The organism is Bacillus timonensis, from assembly GCF_004799755.1.
GTDB classification, from domain to species: Bacteria; Bacillota; Bacilli; order Bacillales; family Bacillaceae_L; genus Ferdinandcohnia; species Ferdinandcohnia timonensis_A.
The window spans coordinates 1-23339 of record NZ_SLUB01000024.1 but is presented as its reverse complement, the minus strand read 5'-3'; the positions used below and the strand labels follow the sequence as shown (position 1 = coordinate 23339).

Annotated in this window: 24 protein-coding genes and 1 pseudogene; 16 read left to right on the top strand and 9 right to left on the bottom strand. The window is 37.9% G+C overall.

The window, feature by feature from the left end:
• Window positions 1–14 precede the first annotated feature (14 nt).
• Entirely contained in the window at window positions 15–1067 is a 1053-nt protein-coding gene (locus E1I69_RS13640; protein WP_161974903.1) for a YeiH family protein, read from the bottom strand.
• Window positions 1068–1396: 329 nt separating this feature from the next.
• Between E1I69_RS13640 and recQ the strand changes: the two genes are divergently transcribed.
• Window positions 1397–3181 (top strand): DNA helicase RecQ, encoded by a 1785-nt coding sequence (gene recQ / locus E1I69_RS13635; protein WP_136380135.1) that lies wholly within the window; start codon window positions 1397–1399, stop codon window positions 3179–3181.
• A 26-nt stretch (window positions 3182–3207) separates the two neighbouring features.
• Here the strand turns inward: recQ and E1I69_RS13630 are convergent, their stop codons facing one another.
• Window positions 3208–3438 (bottom strand): group-specific protein, encoded by a 231-nt coding sequence (locus E1I69_RS13630; RefSeq protein ID WP_136380134.1) that lies wholly within the window; start codon window positions 3436–3438, stop codon window positions 3208–3210.
• 163 nt (window positions 3439–3601) lie between these two features.
• Here E1I69_RS13630 and E1I69_RS13625 point away from each other — a divergent pair, with 163 nt between their 5' ends.
• Window positions 3602–4102, top strand: a complete 501-nt coding sequence (locus E1I69_RS13625) for a hypothetical protein (RefSeq protein WP_136380133.1) — start codon at window positions 3602–3604, stop codon at window positions 4100–4102.
• Window positions 4103–4205: 103 nt separating this feature from the next.
• Here the strand turns inward: E1I69_RS13625 and E1I69_RS13620 are convergent, their stop codons facing one another.
• A complete protein-coding gene (locus E1I69_RS13620) occupies window positions 4206–4766 on the bottom strand; it encodes a thioredoxin family protein (RefSeq protein ID WP_136380132.1) in 561 nt (186 codons plus the stop codon).
• Between the two features lie 73 nt (window positions 4767–4839).
• Window positions 4840–5118 (bottom strand): hypothetical protein, encoded by a 279-nt coding sequence (locus E1I69_RS13615; protein ID WP_136380131.1) that lies wholly within the window; start codon window positions 5116–5118, stop codon window positions 4840–4842.
• Window positions 5119–5278: 160 nt separating this feature from the next.
• On the opposite strand from E1I69_RS13615, the gene E1I69_RS13610 reads away from it, so the two are divergent.
• From E1I69_RS13610 to E1I69_RS13570, 9 genes are all read left to right on the top strand, one after another.
• Window positions 5279–5686 (top strand): VWA-like domain-containing protein, encoded by a 408-nt coding sequence (locus E1I69_RS13610; RefSeq protein WP_136380130.1) that lies wholly within the window; start codon window positions 5279–5281, stop codon window positions 5684–5686.
• A 144-nt stretch (window positions 5687–5830) separates the two neighbouring features.
• A complete protein-coding gene (locus E1I69_RS13605) occupies window positions 5831–7213 on the top strand; it encodes an L-cystine transporter (protein ID WP_136380129.1) in 1383 nt (460 codons plus the stop codon).
• A gap of 122 nt (window positions 7214–7335) precedes the next feature.
• Window positions 7336–8091, top strand: a complete 756-nt coding sequence (locus E1I69_RS13600; protein WP_136380128.1) for a VOC family protein — start codon at window positions 7336–7338, stop codon at window positions 8089–8091.
• A gap of 290 nt (window positions 8092–8381) precedes the next feature.
• Window positions 8382–9641, top strand: a complete 1260-nt coding sequence (locus E1I69_RS13595; protein ID WP_136380127.1) for an ATP-binding protein — start codon at window positions 8382–8384, stop codon at window positions 9639–9641.
• Between the two features lie 92 nt (window positions 9642–9733).
• Complete coding sequence (gene glcT / locus E1I69_RS13590) at window positions 9734–10576, top strand: glucose PTS transporter transcription antiterminator GlcT (protein ID WP_136380126.1); 843 nt, start codon at window positions 9734–9736, stop codon at window positions 10574–10576.
• A gap of 198 nt (window positions 10577–10774) precedes the next feature.
• Entirely contained in the window at window positions 10775–12811 is a 2037-nt protein-coding gene (gene ptsG / locus E1I69_RS13585; protein ID WP_136380125.1) for a glucose-specific PTS transporter subunit IIBC, read from the top strand.
• Window positions 12812–13019: 208 nt separating this feature from the next.
• Window positions 13020–13970, top strand: coding sequence for an AAA family ATPase (locus E1I69_RS13580; protein WP_136380124.1), 951 nt, complete (start codon window positions 13020–13022; stop codon window positions 13968–13970).
• On the top strand, window positions 13970–15160 hold the full coding sequence (locus tag E1I69_RS13575; RefSeq protein ID WP_136380123.1) for a DUF58 domain-containing protein: 1191 nt from the start codon (window positions 13970–13972) through the stop codon (window positions 15158–15160). Before E1I69_RS13580 ends, E1I69_RS13575 begins: the two co-directional genes overlap by 1 nt.
• Window positions 15150–16367: a hypothetical protein gene (locus E1I69_RS13570; RefSeq protein ID WP_136380122.1), complete on the top strand. Its 1218-nt coding sequence runs from the start codon at window positions 15150–15152 to the stop codon at window positions 16365–16367. The genes E1I69_RS13575 and E1I69_RS13570 overlap by 11 nt, the downstream gene beginning before the upstream one ends.
• Window positions 16368–16924: 557 nt before the next feature.
• Here E1I69_RS13570 and E1I69_RS13565 read toward each other — a convergent pair.
• The gene (locus E1I69_RS13565) at window positions 16925–17722 is read right to left on the bottom strand and encodes an HAD family hydrolase (RefSeq protein ID WP_161974902.1); all 798 of its coding nucleotides are present in this window, start codon (window positions 17720–17722) and stop codon (window positions 16925–16927) included.
• A 509-nt stretch (window positions 17723–18231) separates the two neighbouring features.
• On the opposite strand from E1I69_RS13565, the gene E1I69_RS13560 reads away from it, so the two are divergent.
• Both E1I69_RS13560 and ptsP read left to right on the top strand, forming a co-directional pair.
• A complete protein-coding gene (locus tag E1I69_RS13560) occupies window positions 18232–18498 on the top strand; it encodes a phosphocarrier protein HPr (protein ID WP_136380120.1) in 267 nt (88 codons plus the stop codon).
• Window positions 18498–20216, top strand: coding sequence for a phosphoenolpyruvate--protein phosphotransferase (gene ptsP, locus E1I69_RS13555; protein ID WP_136380119.1), 1719 nt, complete (start codon window positions 18498–18500; stop codon window positions 20214–20216). Before E1I69_RS13560 ends, ptsP begins: the two co-directional genes overlap by 1 nt.
• 18 nt (window positions 20217–20234) lie before the next feature.
• Here ptsP and E1I69_RS13550 read toward each other — a convergent pair whose 3' ends face one another.
• Window positions 20235–20912, bottom strand: a complete 678-nt coding sequence (locus E1I69_RS13550; RefSeq protein WP_136380118.1) for a GNAT family N-acetyltransferase — start codon at window positions 20910–20912, stop codon at window positions 20235–20237.
• A 54-nt stretch (window positions 20913–20966) separates the two neighbouring features.
• Window positions 20967–21164, bottom strand: coding sequence for a DUF5370 family protein (locus E1I69_RS13545; RefSeq protein WP_136380117.1), 198 nt, complete (start codon window positions 21162–21164; stop codon window positions 20967–20969).
• Window positions 21165–21274: 110 nt separating this feature from the next.
• Between E1I69_RS13545 and E1I69_RS13540 the strand changes: the two genes are divergently transcribed.
• The gene (locus tag E1I69_RS13540; RefSeq protein ID WP_136380116.1) at window positions 21275–21487 is read left to right on the top strand and encodes a hypothetical protein; all 213 of its coding nucleotides are present in this window, start codon (window positions 21275–21277) and stop codon (window positions 21485–21487) included.
• A gap of 58 nt (window positions 21488–21545) precedes the next feature.
• On the opposite strand, the pseudogene E1I69_RS25505 reads toward E1I69_RS13540, so the two are convergent.
• Both E1I69_RS25505 and E1I69_RS13530 read right to left on the bottom strand, forming a co-directional pair.
• Window positions 21546–21629: pseudogene (locus E1I69_RS25505) on the bottom strand (YjcZ family sporulation protein); the annotation flags it as partial.
• A gap of 107 nt (window positions 21630–21736) precedes the next feature.
• Entirely contained in the window at window positions 21737–21832 is a 96-nt protein-coding gene (locus E1I69_RS13530) for a YjcZ family sporulation protein (RefSeq protein WP_136380115.1), read from the bottom strand.
• Between the two features lie 151 nt (window positions 21833–21983).
• On the opposite strand from E1I69_RS13530, the gene E1I69_RS13525 reads away from it, so the two are divergent.
• A complete protein-coding gene (locus E1I69_RS13525) occupies window positions 21984–22871 on the top strand; it encodes an NAD(P)-dependent oxidoreductase (protein ID WP_136380114.1) in 888 nt (295 codons plus the stop codon).
• Between the two features lie 76 nt (window positions 22872–22947).
• A complete protein-coding gene (locus E1I69_RS13520) occupies window positions 22948–23130 on the top strand; it encodes a hypothetical protein (protein ID WP_136380113.1) in 183 nt (60 codons plus the stop codon).
• The last annotated feature ends 209 nt before the right edge of the window (window positions 23131–23339 follow it).

Sequence of the window (23339 nt, the reverse complement as noted above, 5' to 3'; positions counted from 1 at the left end):
TTCCCAACTTCTTTTTAATACAGCATAAGAATAATGGTTAAGGTTAAAATCCCCATCATAATGGATGAAATCAACCCTACAAATAAAGGGCGTAAACCAACGGACTTAATCTTTTTAAAATCTGTCCCAAGACCAACGCTTGCCATCACCATGAGGATTAAGAATTTCGCGACTCCATCTGTTACACTGGTAAAAGATGTGGGAAGTGAGAAAATCGTATTAATCGCAACAGCTCCGGCGAAAAATAAGATAAAGGTTGGAAATATCTTGCTAATTTTCACCTTGTTTGTCTTGCTCTCTTTAGATTTCATAGAAATAAAGATTGACAGAATCAACATCACAGGAACTAGCATGAGTGTTCGAATTAATTTAATCACAACAGACGTATCTCCGGCTGCACTGCTATAACTATACCCCGCAGCAACTACTGACGAAGTATCATGAATCGCGACACCTGCCCACATTCCAAAAATATTGTCGGGCATCGAAAAAAGTTGTCCTAATAGAGGATAGAATAATACGGCTAATACATTATAAGCAAAGATTGTATTAATCGCATATGCCGTTTCTTCCTCTTTGGCGCGAATAATCGGGCTTGATGTGACAATGGCGGTAGCTCCACAAATGGCGGTTCCAAGTGAAACGAGAATCGGGATATTTCCTTCAAGTTTAAACAGCTTGGCCAAAATAAAAGTAAATACAATTCCAGATAAAACCGCGATTATGACTAAAAGAACTGCCTCATATCCCAGTTGGAAAATACTAGCATAACTAAGACCGAAACCAAGCAGTACAATGGCCGTTTTCAGTAGTGTTTTTAATGTATAGGAGATACCTTCCGTATAGACAGCAGGAATGTGTAAAAAGTTACGGACTAAGATCCCGATGATGATGGCAATCACGGCACCACCGATTAATGGGAAATCTTTCCCTAAAGAGTTAGCCAGTACACCGATAATAAAAACAAGCGCGATACCAGGCAGCTTATTTCGAAGTGAGAGTGTATAATCGAATAAAAAAGATTTTTTTTCATAAGGTTGTGATACTTGTAAATCTGCATTTCTCACGTGCTTCATCCTCAACATAGTTTTTTAGTTTTATATTACCACACGGAAGATACCCTTCCCACCTTTATCTTCTTCCTTTATAATGAACTTAACTATAGATTAAAGATTAAAAACGCCACGTCAGAGTGGCCACACTTTTTTGATCCATTTCGTGTGGATAAAAAAAAGAGGAAGTGATTTCTCACTTCCATACACGAACAGATAAAGAATAAGGAGCTAACACCACACTGTATAGTATGCACGAAGGTACACGGACATGTGGGGTAGTACACTGCGTCAAACGCACATTTTTAACAATTTAAGTAAAATAATTTAAAAAGGTGTTTTCTATGATTGAACAAGCAAAGCAAGTTTTACAGTCGTATTTCGGCTATCCGTCTTTTAGACCGGGGCAGGAATCCATTATCGAGAACATTTTACAAGGATACGATACACTCGCCATTATGCCTACTGGGGGTGGAAAGTCGTTATGTTATCAAATCCCTGCTCTGATTTTTGAGGGAATAACGATTGTCATTTCACCATTAATTTCGTTAATGAAGGACCAGGTAGACACGTTGCTTGGTGTGGGTATATCGGCTACTTATATTAATAGTAGTATTTCCATGCAAGAAATTCAGGAAAGACTGCAGGATGCACGCGCTGGTCGCTATAAAATCATATATATTGCTCCTGAACGACTCGAATCCTCTCAATTTCGATCTCTTTTATCTTCCATTCCCATTTCAATGATTGCTGTTGATGAAGCGCATTGTATTTCACAATGGGGACATGATTTCAGACCAAGCTACCGAAATATCCACGATATGATTGCGGAACTACCATCAAAACCGGTTGTTTCAGCATTAACCGCAACCGCAACGGTAGAAGTAAAAGAAGATATTTGCAGCCAACTTCAAATTGACCCTTATGCTGTATTCATCACAGGGTTTGCGAGAGATAATTTAACCTTCAATGTCTTAAAAGGTGAAAACAAGCGAGATTTTGTGAAAAGCTTTTTATTAGAAAATAAGAACCAATCGGGAATTGTCTATGCAGCAACTCGTCGGGAGGTTAATGAACTTCATTCATTTCTAGAAAGAGAAGGTTTTTCTGTAGGGAAATATCATGCAGGACTATCGGATGAAGAGCGAAAACAAGCGCAGGAAGATTTCCTATTTGACACTGTGAATGTTATGGTAGCCACAAATGCATTCGGTATGGGTATTGATAAAAGTAATGTAAGATATGTCATTCACTACAATCTACCGAAAAACATTGAAGCCTACTACCAAGAAGCGGGACGAGCAGGGCGTGATGGTGAAAAAAGTGATTGTTATCTATTATTTGCATCACAGGATATCCAACTCCAAAAATTCCTAATCGAGCAATCTACGGTGGATGAAGTGAAAAAAGAGCAGGAGTATCACAAGCTCCAGCAAATGATTGACTACTGTCACACTGAGAAATGCTTACAAAGCTATATTTTGGAATATTTCGGGGAGAAGGAGAGCGTGGAATGCGGTCGCTGTGTGAATTGTAAAGATGACCGTGAAAAAATCGACGTGACAACCGAGGCGCTTATGGTGTTTTCATGTATCAAACGGATGAAGGAACGTTATGGAAAGACCTTAGTTGCGCAGGTGTTAAAGGGTTCAAGGAATAAAAAAATTCAAGATTTTGGTTTTACTTCCTTGTCGACCTATGGGTTATTGAAACAGTATTCAGAAAAACAAATCGTCGGCCTAATTGACTTTTTGGCTGCAGAAGGGTATGTCAAACTAACAAACTCTCAATACCCAGTGCTCATCCTTGATGCAAAAGCATTACCTGTTCTAAAAGGGGAAATCAAAATTTTCAAGAAAGAACAGGTGAAGAAAAAGCAAGTTGTCACCGACAATACATTATTTGAAATTCTCCGCGAGGTACGTAAAAGCATTTCTACACGTGACGGGGTTCCGCCGTATATCGTATTCTCAGATAGTACATTACGAGAAATGAGTGAAGTGGCACCTGTAGATGAGAAAGAACTTCTTGAAATAAAAGGGGTTGCGCAGATGAAACTAGAGCGCTACGGTGAAGATTTCTTAACTGCGATACGGGACTATGTCGAGGAAAAAAGTACAGCTAACTAAAGGCACCACATTTGTGGTGCCTTCCCTTATGCTTTAAAGAGTTCTTCCATCGCAAGATTGCGATTTTGTTGTTCTTCTTCAGAAGCTAAATCATACTTTTTTAAGAGGTGAAATAATTCGTTTAGTGTTAACTGAGTGCGTTCAGTTTCTAAGAATTGGACCGCACTGCAATAAAGTTCAATAGGCAAAAAGCTTTCTTGGCTTTGAAGTTTTTTGATTACATCTTCTTTTGTGTGATTGATATTACATGTGGACATTTCCTTAACCTCCATTCTTGATCTTACCTTCAATTCTAGCATGTTTGGAGGAGGATGAATATGGTAGAAGAAATTACGACTCATTCATCCCAAGTGATATCCCACACTACATATTTTATAACCATCTGGTAAAATGGGGAAAAATAGAAGGGGAGGGTTGAGGATGGCCTATTATATTTGGATTTCCATAAATGCGCTGCTCGTGATTAGCACATTTATTTACATATGGATTTTTAGAACACATGACTCTCAAATCCTCACATTAGGGCAAGCTTTCGCCCAAATCGCACTTATCCTTTTTATCATCAATGTAAATATGTATTTTATCTTTCTGGTCATCCGCAGGACAAAAGTTCGAAAGCTGAAAATTACACTTGCAAAGATGTCACGCTATATGATGAAATCTCATATCAAACTTGCTATCATTGGAACGATGTTAATTGTGTTTCATGGGGGAATCATGCTTGTCAAACTTGGAGAAATCGTGGGATATGCAAGTCCTAAGATCATAAGCGGAATGATTGCCATTCTATGTCTAGCACTGACGATGTTTGCAGGGTACCTACGCCATAAAAAATCTTCGGGAATTCGGCGAAAATTCCATTACACAACTGCTTTTATTTTCACCTTTGTATTCCTGACACACCTTTTTCTTCCTATATAATAGAAAAAGACCGCCCACATTTCCGTTCTGGTTAGTCCCGCAACAAGCGATGTTGGAAGTAGTGGACGGTCTTACGTTTAGTATATGTTTTGAGGTCAGAGTATTATGCGTCCTTCAAAGTGGAAATAATGCTATTTTTAATGTTATTCCAAAGCGCTTCATCTGTTGTAATTCGTTCAGTAAACGATTTAATAAATGCCTTAAATGCAGCATCATATTCAGGTGACTCCTTATCAGGAACCTGTGCCTTTAATTCATCTGCAATCACTTGAGCTTCAGGTGCTCTTGGTCCCCATTTACCAACCTCTTCAAAGTCCTTATTCACGAAAATAATAATTGGAATGGAACGAGACTTTCCGTTTGTCAAGTATTGATCCATTAGCTCTAAATTTTCATCGCGAATCAAATATCGAGTTTCGAGCAAAGCCTCATCTGCAATTCTCATGAGGATAGGAAGGTTGACCATTGCATCCCCACACCAATCAGCGGCCAGAATGATGGCTTTTAATTCTTTTTCCTGAAGCGCTTGGAGTAGGTCTTTATCAGATTCGTCTAAACGAAACTGATTATACACCTTTAGTAAATTTTCTTTATGAACTTTCATGCTGTTAATGTAGTCGTATTGGTTCATGCCTTTTTCAAACCATGGCTTTAAGTTTGTCATTATGTATGCCTCCTCAAAATTGATTACCTGCATTTACTATAAATGATTAAGGAAAATCATACCACTAAGTTGCTTATGAAAAATCATGAACTGATTCGTAAAACTCATAATAATCCTGTGTAGGAAATCTTGGGATCATCAGGTCTTCTTCAACAAGAACATCGGTCAACACACTGTAGTCACCATGGGCGGAAGGCATCTCCGTTTGCGTCCATTTCCAACATGCTCCTGTAAAAGCAATTTGATTTCCATTTAGAAGTTTGATTTCGTGTAGAAGCCCACTCAGTTCCACATACCCACTTCCATTATTTTCTGCTAGTTTTTCGAGTATTTCTTGCTTTGAAATATTCATTTTCATTCCCCCAATATTTGATAGTTTGCCTACCGACGTTACAAATAAGCTATCCAAGTATTGTTAGTTGAACCGTTCATATTTGGTTAAAAAACGAGACAAAATAGAGTAGCCAGGGTATTCTTCCTTTGGTGATTAAGCATGAGGAGTGGGTGCTGTTGTGAGATGGCAAAGATCACTGATGGATTTACTTAAAAGTCGAAAAGACAAGAAGATTGCACTTGCCATAGATACTTCGACCAATCAAGTGCGATCTATTTTAATAAACAATATCATAAAGTTTTTTGGAGAAATGGTTCCGGAAACACAGCTTGTCCAAGCTGATTTTAAAATAAGAAGCATCACTTCCATACAAAATCCTACTATTAAATATTATACGCATGGTAAGTCCTCCTATACGGAAGTGCTGGAGTGGGCAGATCAGGAGAAAATTGATACCTTATTTTATATAACGGATGTGACAGGCTATTTTTACGATGAGTTGGATGTAAAAGCTGAAGTATTCTGGCTTATTCCAGATGATTATCTACCGAAAGTTCCATTTGGAAAAGCAATAAAAGTGGCATAACATGGACAAACCGTCTGGAACAATGTCGTTCTAGACGGTTTTTTCTATAATAAATTTGATTTTATAAGCGTATTTCATACTTGACGGATTCGTATTATCTGCATTATGCTTTAATACGTTGATAAATAAAAAGGAGGAAATCGTATGAGTTTACTTGGTATTGTAAATATCGTGTTTATGGTCTTATTGCTATTATTATTAGTTTATATGCAAAAAAAGCATGTCACATTTTCAAAACGAGTATTTACAGCACTTGGCTTAGGAATTGTGTTTGGTCTCATCCTGCAACTCATTTATGGGGCGGAATCAGAAATCATTTCTGAGTCGATTAGTTGGTTTAACATCGTTGGGAATGGATATGTGAAATTTTTACAAATGATTGTCATGCCTCTTGTTTTCATTTCAATCGTATCCGCATTTACGAAAATGAAATTGGCAAATAATATCGGAAAAATTAGTTTCCTAATCCTTGCGATTTTAGTAGGTACAACTGCACTTTCAGCACTTGTTGGGGTTGGTACAACTGTTGCATTTGATTTGGAAGCGATCCAAATTGAAGCTGGAGATGCTGAGACAGCAAGAGGAGAGGCCCTCGACCAGCGTTATGCTGATATTCAAGATAAGACGTTTCCCGAACAAATTGTCGATTTATTACCAGCCAATCCATTTCTAGATTTTACAGGCGCTCGTCCAACTTCAACCATCGCGGTTGTTATTTTTGCGGCGTTTATCGGTATGGCTTACCTTGGTGTTCGTCGTAAAGATCCAGAAAATGCAAATCTGTTTGCGAAGATGATCGATGCGCTATACTCCGTTATCATGCGTGTTGTAACGATTATTTTACGCTTAACTCCTTATGGTGTTCTTGCGATTATGACTCGTGTGACAGCTACCAGTGATTATGGGGCGATTTATAAGCTTGGAAAATTTGTAGTTGCCTCTTATGTTGCATTATTGATTGTGTTCGCAATCCATTTATTGTTGCTAACATTTGCTGGTTTAAATCCGATCACTTATCTGAAAAAGGCATTCCCAGTTTTAGCATTTGCGTTTTCATCACGCTCTAGTGCAGGGACATTGCCACTCAACATCAAAGCACAAACAAATGATTTAGGTGTTTCCGAAGGTATTGCCAACTTTGCTGGTTCGTTTGGGCTTTCCATCGGACAGAATGGTTGTGCCGGCGTATATCCAGCAATGCTTGCTGTGATGATTGCTCCAACGGTTGGAATAAATCCATTGGACCCATCCTTTATTTTAACAGTAGTCGTGATTGTTGCAATTAGCTCATTTGGCGTTGCGGGTGTTGGGGGAGGCGCAACATTTGCTGCCATCCTTGTCTTATCAGCTCTCGATTTGCCTGTAGCATTAGCAGGTTTATTGATTTCTGTTGAACCATTAATTGACATGGGGCGTACAGCTCTTAACGTAAGCGGCAGTATGACAGCTGGTGTCCTTACAAGTAGAATGACTAATGAACTTGATAAGGAAACATATTCAAGCCCTACTCAATCACTGGGTGCATAATGTCAAGAAAAGTAAGATCCTTTATAGGGTCTTATTTTTTTTGCATGAACAGACCGTAGAACCACCACTGTTGAAGTTTCACTTTATGGTAAAATGATATAAAAACCGGGTTTGGAGTGGATATGTTGGAGATTCGTTTTGACCATGTTGTTCATTATGTGAAAGACCCACATGCCCCTATGGCAGCTTTTCAGTTGCTGGGTTTTCATCCTGTTAAAGGAGGAAACCATGATAATTGGGGGACTTATAATACATTATGTTATTTTAAAAAGGTAGCTTATATTGAATGGATTGGAATCCACAACTTAGATGTAACAAGAGAAGGGAATCATCCGTTTAGCAGCCATCTTTACAAAGACTATCAGCTAGGAGAAGGACTATCTCAAATTGCGTTTCGAACATCTTCAATTAAAAAGGTACAACTACATCTAGCTGAAAAAGGTGTTAAAACTCTCGGTCCATATCCTGGATCACGAAAGCGACCAGACGGCACTTTGCTTAAATGGTCGATGCTGTTTATAGAGGAATCCCATCCTATGCCTTTTTTTATTGAGTGGGGAGAAGAGAATGAAGTAAGGGTAAAAGACCTTGTTACGAAAGGGTTGTATATTCCGGACGGCAAACGCATTTCGTATATTGGCTACTCGGTGAAGGAACCCGAAATAACAGCAAAGCAATGGTCCGATTTATTCAAAGGGACTATCTCAGACACGGTTCTGCCTGGTACTGAACAGTACGCTTTTAAAGTACACTTTGATTCAATCGAAGTCTATTTTTGTAATGAAGATCATCCAAGAGGGGAACGGCCATACAGGATTGGAATTGAACCGAGCAAGGGGAAAACAATTCAGTTACACGGTGCAACCTATAAATTATGAAAAAGAACCAACCGCACGTTACGGTTGGTTCTTGTCTTGGGCGAGATACACTTTTTATCATATTATTTATTGCCGCGGTAGATTTGAAAATCTTAAACAACGAAAGCCCTACCTCTCTTTCGTCCTTTCGGCTCCGAAGCCGGTCCAGTGTGAATAAGTCTTTCTCAAAAGTAAAAGATAAAACGAACTATCTTTATTTATATAAATAATTATGTTATAAGTTTTAAGGGAGCAAATAACTACTATACAGCAAATTGAATTTATTGTCAAATGGTTACGAGGTGCTTGTCATGTTTAAAGAAGTTTTTAAAAAGCGATTGTGGCTCATCTATTTTTTGGCAAGCCTGTTTTGGATTACGTTTTCCGAATATCTCCTAGATAAATTTCCATCTGTCAATGTGAATTATTTTCAAATTGGAAAAGGGCTCGTCTTTGTTATTATTACAACGGTTCTCTTGCATCTTTTCATCAAAAAGCATGATGCTTATGTAAAGGCTTTGGAAGAGCAAAAAGAACTGACGACACTAATTAATGCGATGCCCGATTTCGTCTGTTTTAAAGATGGACAAGGACGGTGGATTCGTGTCAATCGGTATGCAAAAGATCTCTACAACCTCCAAACAGAAATGTATAAAAATAAAACGGATCTAGAAATTGCACAGATGTATCCAGATTTTGCGGAATACTTGCTTCAAAATATCCAATTAGATGAAGAAACATGGATGAAGGGGATGGAGACTCGTTATGAGCAAACCATCATGATCCCAAGTGAAGAACTTAAAACCTTCGATGTTATTCGTGTCCCTTTATTTGAAGAGGGAAAGAGAGCGGGTCTTGTTACTATAGGAAGGGATGTATCAAATGAGAAGGCTGCTGAAGAGCTTGCTCGCAGAAGGGAGAAACTCTCTGTCGTAGGTGAATTGGCTGCTGGAATTGCTCATGAAATACGAAATCCTCTTACGACAATCAAAGGCTTCGTCCAATTGCAAAAGGAAAAAGACGAGTCTAACACTCAAATATCAGATATTATCCTTTCGGAGCTTGACAGGATTAATCAAATTGTTAGTGAGTTACTTGTTTTTTCCAAGCCGCAAAGTAAAATTCTAAAAGAATTTAAAGTAAGCGACCTCATTGATTATGTGATCAAGCTTACCTCACACGAAGCAATTCTACATAATGTAGAAGTAAGAGTTGAAAATGATGCTGCTAAAGCGATTCTTTATGGAGATAAAAACGAACTTATTCAAGTATTTGTCAATGTCATTAAAAATTCAATTGATGCCATGCCGGCTGGAGGGAAAATAAGAATTCGTACGAAGGTCAATAACGATAAAGTAAAAATTGAAGTCATCGACACTGGCGTTGGAATTCCAAAAAAACGACTTAAAAAAATAGGAGAGCCATTTTTTACATTAAAAGAAAAAGGAATGGGACTTGGTCTCACGATGAGCAATAAGATTATTCAAGACCATAAGGGGACATTCCACATTAAAAGTAAGGTTGGATTTGGAACGAAAGTAATGATTAAATTACCCATCAGACATCCGTAAAAGGAGAGCTTATGGAGCTTAAATAATTGATTTCTACTCCTCGCTCAGATAGGATATGAAGGGTATGTAAAGCTAAAAAGTGGGGAATTATGATGTCTGATATTATCATATCTAAAGCTCTAAATAATAATGTTATTATTGCAGATCACTCCGACTATGGGGAGGTCGTTATAATCGGGAAGGGTATTGGCTTTAACCGAAAGAAACATGATGTACTATATGATGCGAATGTGGAAAAGCTATTTGTCCTAAAGAATGAAAAAGAACAAAAAAACTATATTAAGCTCCTACCATATTTAGAGGATGATTTACAAAGAGTAATTATTTCAGCTATAGAGTTAATTAAAAGCAGAACGGAATCGTCATTGAATGAGCATATCCATGTGGCCTTGACCGACCACTTGATGTTTACTGTCGCACGGGTTTCACAGGGGATGGAAATCCGTAATCCTTTCTTAATAGAAACGCAAGCATTGTATCCTAGGGAATACGGAATAGCCAAAGAAGTAATGCATCTATTTAGCAAGGAAAGTAATATACACTTACCTGAGGGAGAAGCAGGGTTCATAGCCCTCCACATCCACAGTGCAATAACCAATAAAGAATTATCGGAAGTAAATCTGCATTCTCAACTTGTGACAAAATTGGTGCAGACGGTGGAAGAACAGTTAAAAATAGTGATTGATAAAAACAGCATTGATTATATGAGACTTGTACGGCATTTAAGGTTTGCAATTGAACGGGTAAAAGCTGGTGAGAAGGTAGAGGAACCTGAAATAATCACGGCTCTCTTGAAAGAAGAATATCCATTATGTTATAATCTCTCATGGAAACTCATTAAGATCATGCAACAAACATTAAAGAAGCCCGTTTTTGATGCTGAAGCTGTCTATATTACGATGCATCTGCAAAGGCTTCAGAAGAAAATGAAATAGCATACATTGTTTTTAACGTGTCACTGATTCGATCAGGCATGAGTAAAGAGAATGATTAAATGAAGTGTAACAGGATATACTTTCCTTTTTTCGGAGATAGGATCCGTGCAGCTTCTTTTAATTATCTTCCTTACTCATGTCTTTTTTTATTTTTCTGGAAACTCTTAATGAGAATGAAAAAATATAGGGGGATTTTACATGTTTAAACAGTTTTTTGGCGTCCTGCAAAAGATTGGTAAAGCGCTGATGCTACCTGTAGCGCTATTACCAGCAGCAGGTCTTTTACTGGGGATAGGAAATGCAATGCAACAAGAAACAATGCTGCAATATCTTCCGTTCCTGGATGCTGATTGGATTCAACTCGCCGCATCAGTGATGGAGGATGCTGGTGGAATTGTCTTTAGTAATTTGGCCCTTATCTTTGCGGTTGGGGTAGCGATTGGCTTAGCCGGTGATGGCGCAGCAGCACTTGCCGCTTTAGTGGGTTATTTAGTGCTAAATCAGGTAATGAGTTCATGGCGGGGAGTAACTCCAGAAATGCTTGCTGACAACCCCGCATTTGCGTCCGTTTTAGGAATTCCAACATTGCAAACAGGTGTATTTGGAGGAATCATTGTCGGTCTCATCGCTGCTTTTGCCTACAATCGCTTTCATGATATAGAAATGCCTTCATTTCTTGGTTTCTTTGCAGGTAAACGATTTGTTCCGATTGCAACAGCCGCATTTTCGTTTATAGCAGGTCTGTTATTATTAATCATTTGGCCACCAGTGCAAGAAGCAATGAATAGTGCTTCTCTATGGCTAATCGAAGAAGGTTCGTATTTTGCTGTATTTTTCTTCGGATTAATCAAAAGATTACTGATTCCGTTTGGATTACATCATATTTTCCATGCGCCGTTTTGGTACGAATTCGGTTCTTATACAACACAAGCTGGCCAAGTTGTTAGGGGAGATATGACAATCTTCTTTGCCCAATTGAGAGATGGAGTAGATATTACGTCTGGTAACTTTATGGCTGGTGAATTTCCGATTATGATGTTTGGTCTACCGGCTGCTGCACTTGCGATGTATCATGCTGCACGTCCAGAAAATAAAAAACTTGTAGCCGGATTATTGGGTTCAGGTGCCCTAACATCGTTTTTAACAGGTATCACAGAGCCACTTGAATTTTCATTTATGTTTGTGTCTCCAATTCTATTCTTAATCCACGCAATCTTGGATGGATTATCTTTTGTTTTAATGACGGCTTTGAGTGTTAATATAGGCTATACCTTCTCAGGTGGAGGAATTGACTTTTTCTTATTTGGTATTTTGCCTGGTAGAGAGCCTTGGTGGATTGCAATATTAGTAGGTCTTGTGTTTGCCGTTATCTACTATGTGATCTTCCGTTTTGCCATTAGTAAATTTAATCTCATGACACCTGGACGTGAAGTAGCAAAAGGGGAAGAGGATAAGGAAGAAAAGGCTGGAGATCTCGCTTTTAACATCCTAGATGCAATGGGCGGACAAGAAAATATTGCCCATCTTGATGCGTGCATTACTCGACTTCGTGTTTCTGTAAATGATATTAAAAATGTAGATAAGGATGAGTTAAAAAAATTAGGAGCCGCTGGTGTGCTTGAAGTTGGAAATAATATTCAGGCAATCTTTGGCCCACGATCTGAAATCATTAAAAGTCAAATGCAAGATGTAATGACCGGGAAAAAGCCCCGTGAAGTAGAAAAAAGCCGGAATGAAGAAATAAAACCAGATATATTGGCAAATGGACAACAGGCTGATGATGATTTTGTATCACCAATTAAAGGTGAATTAAAACCAATTACTGAAGTTCCTGATGCTGTATTTTCTGGAAAAATGATGGGTGACGGCTTTGCAATTATTCCATCAGAAGGTGTAATTGCTTCACCTGTAAATGGGAAAATTATCAACGTGTTTCCAACCAAGCATGCGATTGGTATTCTTTCTGATTCAGGTCGTGAAATTCTAATTCATGTTGGGATTGATACAGTTAATCTAAAAGGACAAGGTTTTGAACTATTTGTGAGTGAAAATGATAAGGTCGAAAAAGGCCAACCGCTTTTAAAAGTGGATTTAGATTATATTAAGGAAAATGCAACCTCAATTATGACTCCGATTGTATTTACAAACCTTGCAGAAGGAGAAAAGATCGTTTATAAAAAGCAAGGAACTATTAATCTCTCTGAAGAAAATATCATCGAGATTACAAAAGGATAACGAAAATAAACAGACAGACCATAGGCAATTTTGTGGGTCTGTCTGTTTTTATTTATCGTTTCTATGAAGGAGAGTTCATGACTCTCTTTTTTTAATAGAATTAATTAATTCCAAGCATTGCAGAATAATTATGTTGGAATATATCTATATTTTTGATAAATTTAAATTATCATAGAATTACATATTTTAGTAAATACGGGGGGCGCTTATGTCTATACAAGAGAATGTGCTAAAAATCAAAGAGAATATTGGGAAAGTGATCATCGGAAAGGATGATGTGATTGAGTTAGTCCTAAACTCTCTTATTAATAAAGGTCATATTTTACTAGAGAGTGTTCCTGGTACAGGCAAGACAATGCTTGCGAAAAGTTTTGCAAAATCGATTAGCGGAAATTTTAAGCGCATTCAATTTACTCCAGATGTGCTGCCAAGTGATATTACCGGGATCCAATTTTTTAACCCGAAGGAGCAAGAATTTCAGCTTCGTCCTGGTCCGGTGATGACCAATATCCTGTTAGCCGATGAGATTAACCGTGCGACTCCAAGGACGCAATCTAGTTTGCTAGAGGTCATGGAAGAACGCCAGGTAACCATTGATGGTGAAACATTAAAACTGCCTTCACCATTTATCGTAATTGCTACACAAAACCCAATTGAGTCACAACAGGGAACTTTTCCACTCCCAGAGGCCCAAATGGACCGTTTTTTTGTTCAAATTGATCTTGGCTATCCAAGCTTTGAAGAGGAAAGGCAAATCATGAGAACGTATCGGCAAAGCAACCCGATCGAGGACATTTTAGAGGTTCTTACAAAAGAAGAGATTCAATCCATGCAAGCTGAAGTCGGGCAAGTAAGACTTGCTGATGAAGTTGAGGATTATTTAGTACGAATCGTTCATGCCACTAGGAAGCATGCTGATATCGAAGTTGGAGTAAGCCCGAGGGGCACTCTAGCGTTGATGAAAGCTGCCCAAGGTAAGGCGTATTTAGAAGGACGTTTGTTTGTGACTCCAGAGGATATTAAGTTTATGGCTCCGTATGTGATATCACACCGTCTTGTACTTACGATGGAGGGATCATTGAAAAAGACGAATCGCCAAATCGTTCAGGAGTTGCTTTCAACAGTTTCTGTTCCGGTAGAAGCTGGGGCTGTTAAGTAATGAACTGGCAACGGCAAATATCGATTGGAAATGAAATGTCGTACATGATGTTTCTTTCTTCCATATTTATAGTAGTGGGGATCCTTTCTCAGGTTTTTTTACTTGTGTTTGTTGGGGTACTATTCCTTTTATTTGTCTTTCTAAACAAATATTATTTAAAGCATGTTGGAAATAAAATAACTGTTTCTGTTGATAAAGAAACTGTCAAACTCTTTAAAGGTGAAGAAAGTGATTTTTCTCTTACATTAAGTCAAGAGGGACGATTACCAATCTTTAATGGTCACATCCGGATGACGATCGACCATGTTGTCGGTTTTAAGAATGAAAGAAAGGTACTAGAAACGGAACAGATTGAACTAACTCTACCCCTTACTCTTTTCGGACGACAGGCGTTTACGACAAGACTTCCATTTGAAGGGAGGCAAAGGGGAGTTGCGAAAATCCGTACACTTGAGGTGAGAATTCCTCATTTATTTGGCTTTGGTGAAGCGTATCTTCGCTTTTTGAAGCCGGTTAGCTTTGAAACGATCATTTATTCTTCACCTGAAACAGTAGGGGGAATTGAAAAAATCGTTCCAAAAAATCAAGGGGAGTACCCAATCCGGACTTCGTTTTTTGAAGACATGACAGCGATTGTCGGGACGAGGAGTTATGTACCTACTGATCCATTTAATAGAGTTCACTGGAAGGCGAGCGCCCGTACAAATCAATTACAAACAAAACTATTTGATCAAACGGCTCAGTTTTCATGGACCATTATTATCAACGTTCGGGAACGAAAACTGGAGCAATATTTAAGTGGGTTAACGTATTTGCTCGAAACAGCAACCGTAAAAAATATCCCTTTTGAGGTTTTTGTCAATGTAAGAAAAGCCGGTAAAACACCATATATCCATCTCCCACTTGGAGTTGGGAAGGAACATTTAGCAAAAGCACTCGAATTGATTGCGAGGCTGAGTAAGCATAGTGTGACAATTCCGTTTCATTACATGATTCATACGATTACAAGACAACAGCAACTATCACCTTATATGATCGTGTTAGGAGAAATGGAAGAAAATGAGCCATTGATTTTACGAAGCTTTGCTAGAAAGGGTGTCGATTGTTTTAAGGTTATCGAAAATGAGGATGCGATTTATTTACAGAAAGCTTCCTCTTCAGTGAAGAGGGGGGATTCATTTGCGATTTAGTCAAGCTTTACTTAAATCCTACCAATACGTAATGGAAGTAATCCTTCTCTATATTTTAATCATGTTGTTATATATTCACACGGAGCAGCTGCCACCCATTCTACCATTTCTGTTTATTACAGGTGTTGGAGCAATGGTAATTGCGTTCTTGTTATCACTGATGAAATCAAACACTCCGTATGTATTTATTATGGCGGTTGTACCATTGTTCGCTCTTGTAAGCAGTGAAATCGGAATGTCTTTTGGTCAGAGTCTAGTTCTTGCGGCTATCGTTTGTTACCGAATGATTGTTCATTTTCATAAAACTCCGAAGCTGACTGAAGGATTTATCTTAAATGGTAGCTTGCTTTTTAGTGGACTTACGTATTTTGCCGCAAAAGTTCAAGGGTATATCCATAGTGATCTTGTGTTGTATTTGCTTGTGACTCAATTGGTGTTCTTCATGATTGGTAAAATTTTAAACAGTGTGGGTACGAGTTCACTTGTAATGAAAGACATGGCAACGAAAAAAGGCTCATGGTCTGTAGTCGGTTTATTTAGTGGTCTGTTTGCAGGTGCAATTGGTGTTGCGGTCATTTTTCCAATTCTTTTTGTGAAGAGCTTGTCCTTTGTATCCACGATTATTGGGACAGGCTTGTATTGGGTCTCAAAGCCACTTTTTAATGCGGTAGAAGATATTGAATCATTTAGAGGCTCACGTGGTGAGAGTGTTGGTTCCTTAAACTGGGACGAAACGGAAAATAAAAATCCGTTTTTAGAAATGCTAGGTAGTTTTGATATTTGGTTTTATTTATCGATTTTAGGGGTGCTTATTTTAGCGGTGATCCTCTTCTTATTAGCTAGAAAGAGATTTGTAAAAGAGGCAGTTGTTTTGGGAGATGCCTATCAATATGCAACAGTAACTGAAGGGATTTCAGTACCTGCTGCAAAGTGGAGAAGGCCGAAAAGACAAACCCCACAGGCAAAGGTTAGAAGGCTTATCCTTGAATTAGAGGTCCTTTCAGCTCAGAACAATCTCGGCCGCTATCATCATGAAAGTGTGACAGAATGGTTAATGCGAAACAAATTCCTTGATGAACGCCTAGTTGAACTCTATGAAAGAGTAAGGTATGGCGATGAAGAACTGAATGATGATGAAAACGCATCTTGCGAGGAAATGGCGAAGAAAATAAAAGCAAAAATAAAAGACGTAAAAAAGCAAAAATGAAAAAGAACCTGACATTCCATTTTAAAAGGTTCCGATTCAGGGTGCAAAACAGTAAATCACAATAACGTTTTTAGCGTGAATTCACACACGAATTCACGCTTTAATTTTCTAGTTATTGTAACGTTTAATGCAGTTTTTATAAAAAAAATATAATTAAAACTCACATCTGTTTTTGGGGGTGTGACAATACTTGTTTACAGTGAGAAGGTACAATTGAAAATAGGTGTGTTATTGTCGGTGAATTGCTTTTTGGTTCAAAGTTGAGGATGCAACAGCGTGTTTGCTGAATAAAGTAGATTCTAATAATAAATGAGTTACTCAACTTCGGACACAACCGCGTTGTTTTAGCTTTCCCTTGTCCGAAGATGCCTCGACTTCGGACACAACCGCGTTGTTTTAGCTTTCCTTTGTCCGAAGATGCCACGACTTCAGACACACGTTTGACTCTGATTTTTACTGTGATTTGCCCTCAGAGACCATACGCGTTTTTAATAAGATAATTGGTCTGTTTGCACCTCAAAACGGAACCTGACATTCCATTCAGGTTCTTTTTTCGGTCAAACAAATTGTTTACTATTTTCTTTTAAAATCATCTCAACTGCTTCAGCAACGGATTCAACCTCGAATGTCGCTTCTTTTTTTACATCATCATGTGCTGTAGATATTACAAAGCTATAAGGCGTTAAACGAAACATGGGGATATCATTAAAAGAATCTCCGATGCAGGCTATTTCTTCAGGTTTTAACGAAATCTCATCTAGTAGCTTTTTAATCGCATTACCTTTACTGATTTCCTTAGGCATGATATCCAGAACATGTTTTTCCGAAATGAATAAATCAATCTCTTCCTTAAATTCATTTGCAAGCTTTTCATACATGTCGAAAATTTCATTTTCAAAGCCGATTAATGTAATCTTTGATGGTTTGACGTCGCTAAATTTTGAACCGATTTCTGGGTCAATGATGATGGGGTGGAACATTCTTTTTTGAATATCGTTCACATACTCATTACTTTCATGTGTGAAATTTGTATCAAAACTACAAACAATCGTAACGAATTTAGGGTCCAATACTCTTTTATAAATTCGTTCAGCTATTTCTGTTGTAAAAGTACGAGAAAAAATAGATTTCTCATCGATCGTCGATGCAAAAGCACCATTTTGACTAATTCGATGAAATTTCTGCCCAATCGATTTTAATACTTCTTTTATTTCAGTATCCATTCTTCCAGTCGCAATACTGATTTGAAGTCCTTCTTGTAATGCCTGTTTTAAGGCTTCGGCGTCCTCAGATGTAACTGTATTATTTTCCTGTAATAGTGTTCCGTCTAAGTCACTCACAATTAGTTTGATCAATGAAAACACCTCCAACTTTCGTATGTAAATAAAATACAATATTTGCTTATTATACATGATAATCGTTAAGGACTGGTATCCCTAAGATTTTGATTTTGTAAAAAATCATACAAGTAATCATATATTTTGTAAATGAAAAAGATTCTCAATTTTTCTTGTTGTCGGATTATGAGGCAAATTGTTGAAAAAAATTTATTGTCTATGCTATACTTCTTTTGTAAGTGGTTAGATTGTAAAGCAAAGTGCAATGACTCAAATTTTCAATTTACATTTTACATACATTTCGCATTTACGTGTTACTGATTCGATCAGGCATGAGTAAAGAAATAGAAATTGCTAGGAGGAAAGGGTTAAATCTTCTCTCTAGTGTTTTATTGTCTTTCTCGTGCCTTTTTATTTTTTTGAACGGACACATACATGCGACTCTTTCTTTACATATCTATCGAAAACGAACAAATACTACAAGTAATCATTTTGATTCTTAAATAATTGAAAAGGGGAAATAATCCATGGCAGAAAAAACATTTAAAGTAACAAGTGAATCAGGAATTCATGCACGCCCAGCGACAGTATTAGTACAGGCAGCTAGTAAATATAATTCAGATATTCAATTAGAATATAACGGAAAGTCTGTTAACCTAAAATCCATTATGGGTGTTATGTCTCTAGGAATCGGTCAAGGTGCTGAAGTGAAAATCGTTGCTGAAGGTTCTGACGAGACAGAAGCAATCGCTACTTTAACAGAAATCATGGCGAATGAAGGACTTGGTGAATAATGTCTAGTATGATAAAAGGGATTGCTGCTTCTGCTGGAATTGCGATTGCAAAAAGCTTTCGTCTGGAGCATCCTGATTTAACAGTTGAAAAACAAACAATCAGTGATAAAGATGCTGAAATAAAGCGATTTGAGGAAGCAATCAATCAATCAAAAGATGAATTAGAAGTAATTAAAAATCGTGCAAATGAAGAACTTGGTGAAGACAAAGCAGCCATCTTTTCTGCTCACCTTCTCGTATTAAGTGATCCAGAGCTACTTAATCCGATTAAAGATAAAATCAGTTCTGAAAGTGTAAATGCTGAATTTGCCTTGCAAGAAGTTGCAAACATGTTCATTACCATGTTTGAAGGCATGGATAATGAATATATGGCAGAACGTGCTGCTGATATTCGCGATGTCACAAAACGTGTACTAGCGCATTTGTTAGGAGTTACCATCTCGAATCCAAGTATGATTTCAGAAGAAGTAATCATTATCGCGGAAGACTTAACTCCATCAGATACGGCTCAATTAAATCGTAAATATGTAAAAGGATTCACAACTGATATTGGAGGTCGTACCTCTCATTCTGCCATCATGGCAAGATCGATGGAAATTCCAGCTGTTGTTGGAACAAAGGCTGTTACCTCAACTATTCAAAATGGGGTTATGGTGATTGTCGATGGGCTTGATGGTGATGTTATCGTTGATCCTTCTGAAGAGGTTTTAGCCCAGTACCGTCAAAAGAAAGAACAATATGAAGCTCAAAAGGCTGAATGGGCAAAATTAAAAAATGAAAAAACCGTTACAAGTGATGGCGAGCATGTTGAACTTGCTGCTAATATTGGAACTCCAGAAGATGTAAAAGGTGTTCTTGAAAACGGTGGAGAAGCAATCGGACTTTATCGTACAGAATTCTTATACATGGGTCGTGACCAGCTTCCTACTGAAGAAGAGCAATTCGATGCGTATAAAACCGTTCTTGAAAAAATGGAAGGCAAGCCTGTTGTCGTTCGTACACTAGACATTGGCGGAGACAAAGAACTTCCATATTTAAATTTACCAAAAGAACTTAATCCATTTCTTGGCTTTAGAGCGATTCGTCTTTGCTTAGAGGAACAGGATATTTTCCGTACACAGCTGCGTGCATTGCTTCGTGCAAGTACATTTGGTAACCTAAAGATTATGTTTCCAATGATCGCTACACTTGATGAATTTAGACAAGCAAAAGCTATTTTAATGGAAGAAAAAGAAAAGCTTGTGGCGAGCGGAACAGCTGTTTCTGATTCCATTGAAATTGGTATCATGGTTGAAATTCCGTCTACTGCAGTATTAGCTGATCAGTTTGCAAAAGAAGTTGATTTCTTTAGTATTGGAACAAATGATTTGATTCAATACACAATGGCTGCAGACCGAATGAATGAGCGTGTGTCTTACCTTTATCAGCCATATTCACCTTCAATCCTACGCCTTGTTTCGATGGTTATTGAAGCAGCACATAAAGAAGGCAAGTGGGCAGGAATGTGTGGAGAAATGGCCGGTGACACCATTGCGATTCCAATCCTTCTAGGCCTTGGATTAGATGAATTTAGTATGAGTGCAACATCCATACTACCAGCACGTACTCAAATTAAAAAGCTTTCAAAAGCTGAAATTGCAAGTAATAAAGAAAAGATTCTATCTATGAGCACAACTGAAGAAGTGGTTGAGTTTATTAAAGCAAACTATATGAACTAATGAAGAAACGAGTCTAGCTTAGACTCGTTTTTTTGCATGAAATGGGTTTTTCCATTCCATTAATAATCCATAATTACAGGATTCTTCGTCTTCAAGATAGTTATCAATTAGCTGTAAAGGCGTGCGTCCACAACGGAGGAGAAAGGTGATCACTGGGTCTTTTAGTTCGCCTCTCATTACTTTTTCAATGTATTTGTCCGCACTCATTTCTGTGGCGTGCTTTGAGTACCCGGAAATTCGGCCCCCGCCTAATAATCGTTCTAGATTTAAATGAACAACAACCTCATACATCGATTGCATGAGCCATTTACCTAGTCCATATTTTCGGTATGCTGGACTCACACAAATATCTACAATGTATAATGTGTTGCCACCGGGGTTATGATTTCGTATATATCCATTATCCGTGATCTCTTCCCATGTATGCTTAGGATGGCTAGGGTCAAATGGAACTAGTAAGCCAGTCATAGACCCGCAAATTGTTCCATCGATTTCAACGCAAAGAGCACCTTCAGGAAATAAGGTGACATGATTATATAATTGTTCTTTATTCCACCATAATTCAGAAGGGAATGGTGGGGGAAAGCTTTCCTGTTGAACTTGAATTAAGGTATCAAAATCTGTTTCACGATAATTACGGATCACGCACTTTTTCGGTTGGTTTTTATCAAACACATACATTTCTTTTCGAAACATGCTATTCACCTCAAAACACATTGTACGTTACAAATCGTGTAATGAGAAGGAAAACTATTCGCATTTTTGGTTTGTTTCAAAAAACTCATCTACTACTTCTTCAATTAAGGTAGGCTCGGGCTGTTCTCCTGTAAAAGCGAAAGTCAATTCCTTGATAAATTCACCATTACGATATACATGAACAGCACCTTTTTGACTAATCACACTAAATTCTGTTTCAAACCGATAGCCTTCACGATCAATTGCACCCATTATCATCTCGCCTCCAAACTTTCATGATGTTCTTATTGTTTCTTATTATTGAATTAAAAGTACATATTTTTGATAAAATACGCCAATTTAATGATGAGGAGGTATTAGTTATGCCAGACAATGATCGAGATTATCACGCACGCGACCCACATTTTGATGGGAAATATGAGGGGATTATTAATGATGATATGACTAGTAATAAAATCGGGATTAGGTCTGACGTGAGCCCCGAAAACATGGCCCAATCCAAAAATCCTTATCATATAAAACCAAAAGTTGATAATGAAATGAAAAAGTTTCAGGAGATACTTAAAGAGAAATAACATGAAGAAAGCCAGCAACCATTAATAGTTGCTGGCTTTCTTATTAGTAATGGTGATCTTAGCACCAAGCAGCTCCAACGATGATTAGAAGGATGAATAGTACAACAATCAACGCAAAGCCTCCGCGGAATCCGTAGCCACCATATCCGTATCCACATCCACCGTAACCAAAACCTGGGTATCCGTATCCAAATCCCATAACACATCTCCCTTTCTATTTTATAATCAACCTTTAATTTACTTAAAGAATTACCATCCTACATAAGCAGACCCTACAATAATCAATAAAATGAACAATACGACAAGCAAAGCAAAACCTGTTCCATATCCTACTCCACCACTCATTTAGAACACCTCCATGTATCTGTTTGTTATATCCTATGGTAAATGCACAGAGTATGTAAGGTACAAATCCCCAATTTTCCTAGATTTTTTTAGTCATGCTCTATTTTAAAATATGATATGATGAAAATAAAAAAATGAGGGAGTTACATGAATGGTACATAATAATGTCTTACATCAAAACGCGGTAATTGGATTTGTTGGAATAGGTGTCATGGGGAAAAGCATGGCTGGTCATATCCTCTCAAAAGGACATAAAGTTCTCGTTTATACACGTACGAAGGAAAAAGCACTTAAGCTCGTTGAACAAGGCGCCGTTTGGAAACAGTCAGTAGCAGAAGTCGCTCAAGAAGCAAATATCGTTATTACAATGGTAGGATATCCATATGATGTGGAGGAGGTCTACCTAGGTGAAAACGGGATTTTGGCACATGCAAATGAGGGAACTTATTTTATTGATATGACAACTTCGACTCCTTCTTTAGCCATCAAAATTTATGAAACTGCAAAACAAAAAGGCATGTATTCCTTAGATGCCCCCGTCTCAGGTGGAGATGTCGGTGCAAAAGAAGCAAGACTAGCCATTATGGTCGGTGGCGATCACGATGTTTTTGAAGCATGCAAGCCACTTCTAGAAATAATGGGACAAAACATTGTGTACCAAGGACAAGCTGGTTCTGGTCAACATACGAAGATGTGTAATCAAATTGCGATTGCATCAAATATGATTGGTGTTGCAGAAGCAATGGTCTATGCGAAAAAATCTGGACTTGATCCTGAAACCGTATTAAAAAGTATTTCAACAGGTGCCGCTGGAAGTTGGTCCCTGAGCAACCTTGCTCCTCGCATGATTGCTGGTAATTTTGAACCTGGTTTCTTCATTAAGCATTTTATTAAAGACATGGGAATCGCTCTTGAAGAGGCAAAAGCAATGGGAATGGAAACACCAGGTCTAGAGCTTGCTAAACAAATGTACGACGAATTAGCTGAAAAAGGGGAAGAAAACAGCGGTACACAAGCCATCTTCAAGCTTTGGGAATAAAGCGTTCGATTCTTGTATAGAAAAACCCTTAGAGAAGAAAATAAGGATGATAATCTCTAAGGGGGTGCACGTTCTTATGGCAAAACGAAATAAAAAGAATGATCCCGAACAAAAGAACAAAAAAGGGTTCGATTCGGCTGTAACCGATACCGAATTTGGGAAAGAGTTAGGTAGTGCAGCAGCAAACAAAGCACACAAGAAAAAAGCAAAGAAAGAAAAGGCGTCTAAAAACGATGGAAAATACGAAGGTGGACTTTAATTCCCCACCTGCTAAATTCGACAAGTATATGGACTTGTCGAATTTTTTTCTGCCATCATACTAAATAAACGTAAAATCTAGGTCACTTCACGTACCTAGATTTTTGCATGTGAACAATCTTCAAAAAATAATGGGAATTTTGCTGAATTTTCTTTATAATAATAACAAAACAGGTCTTTATACCTATGGACTGTCTCTTATACACATCT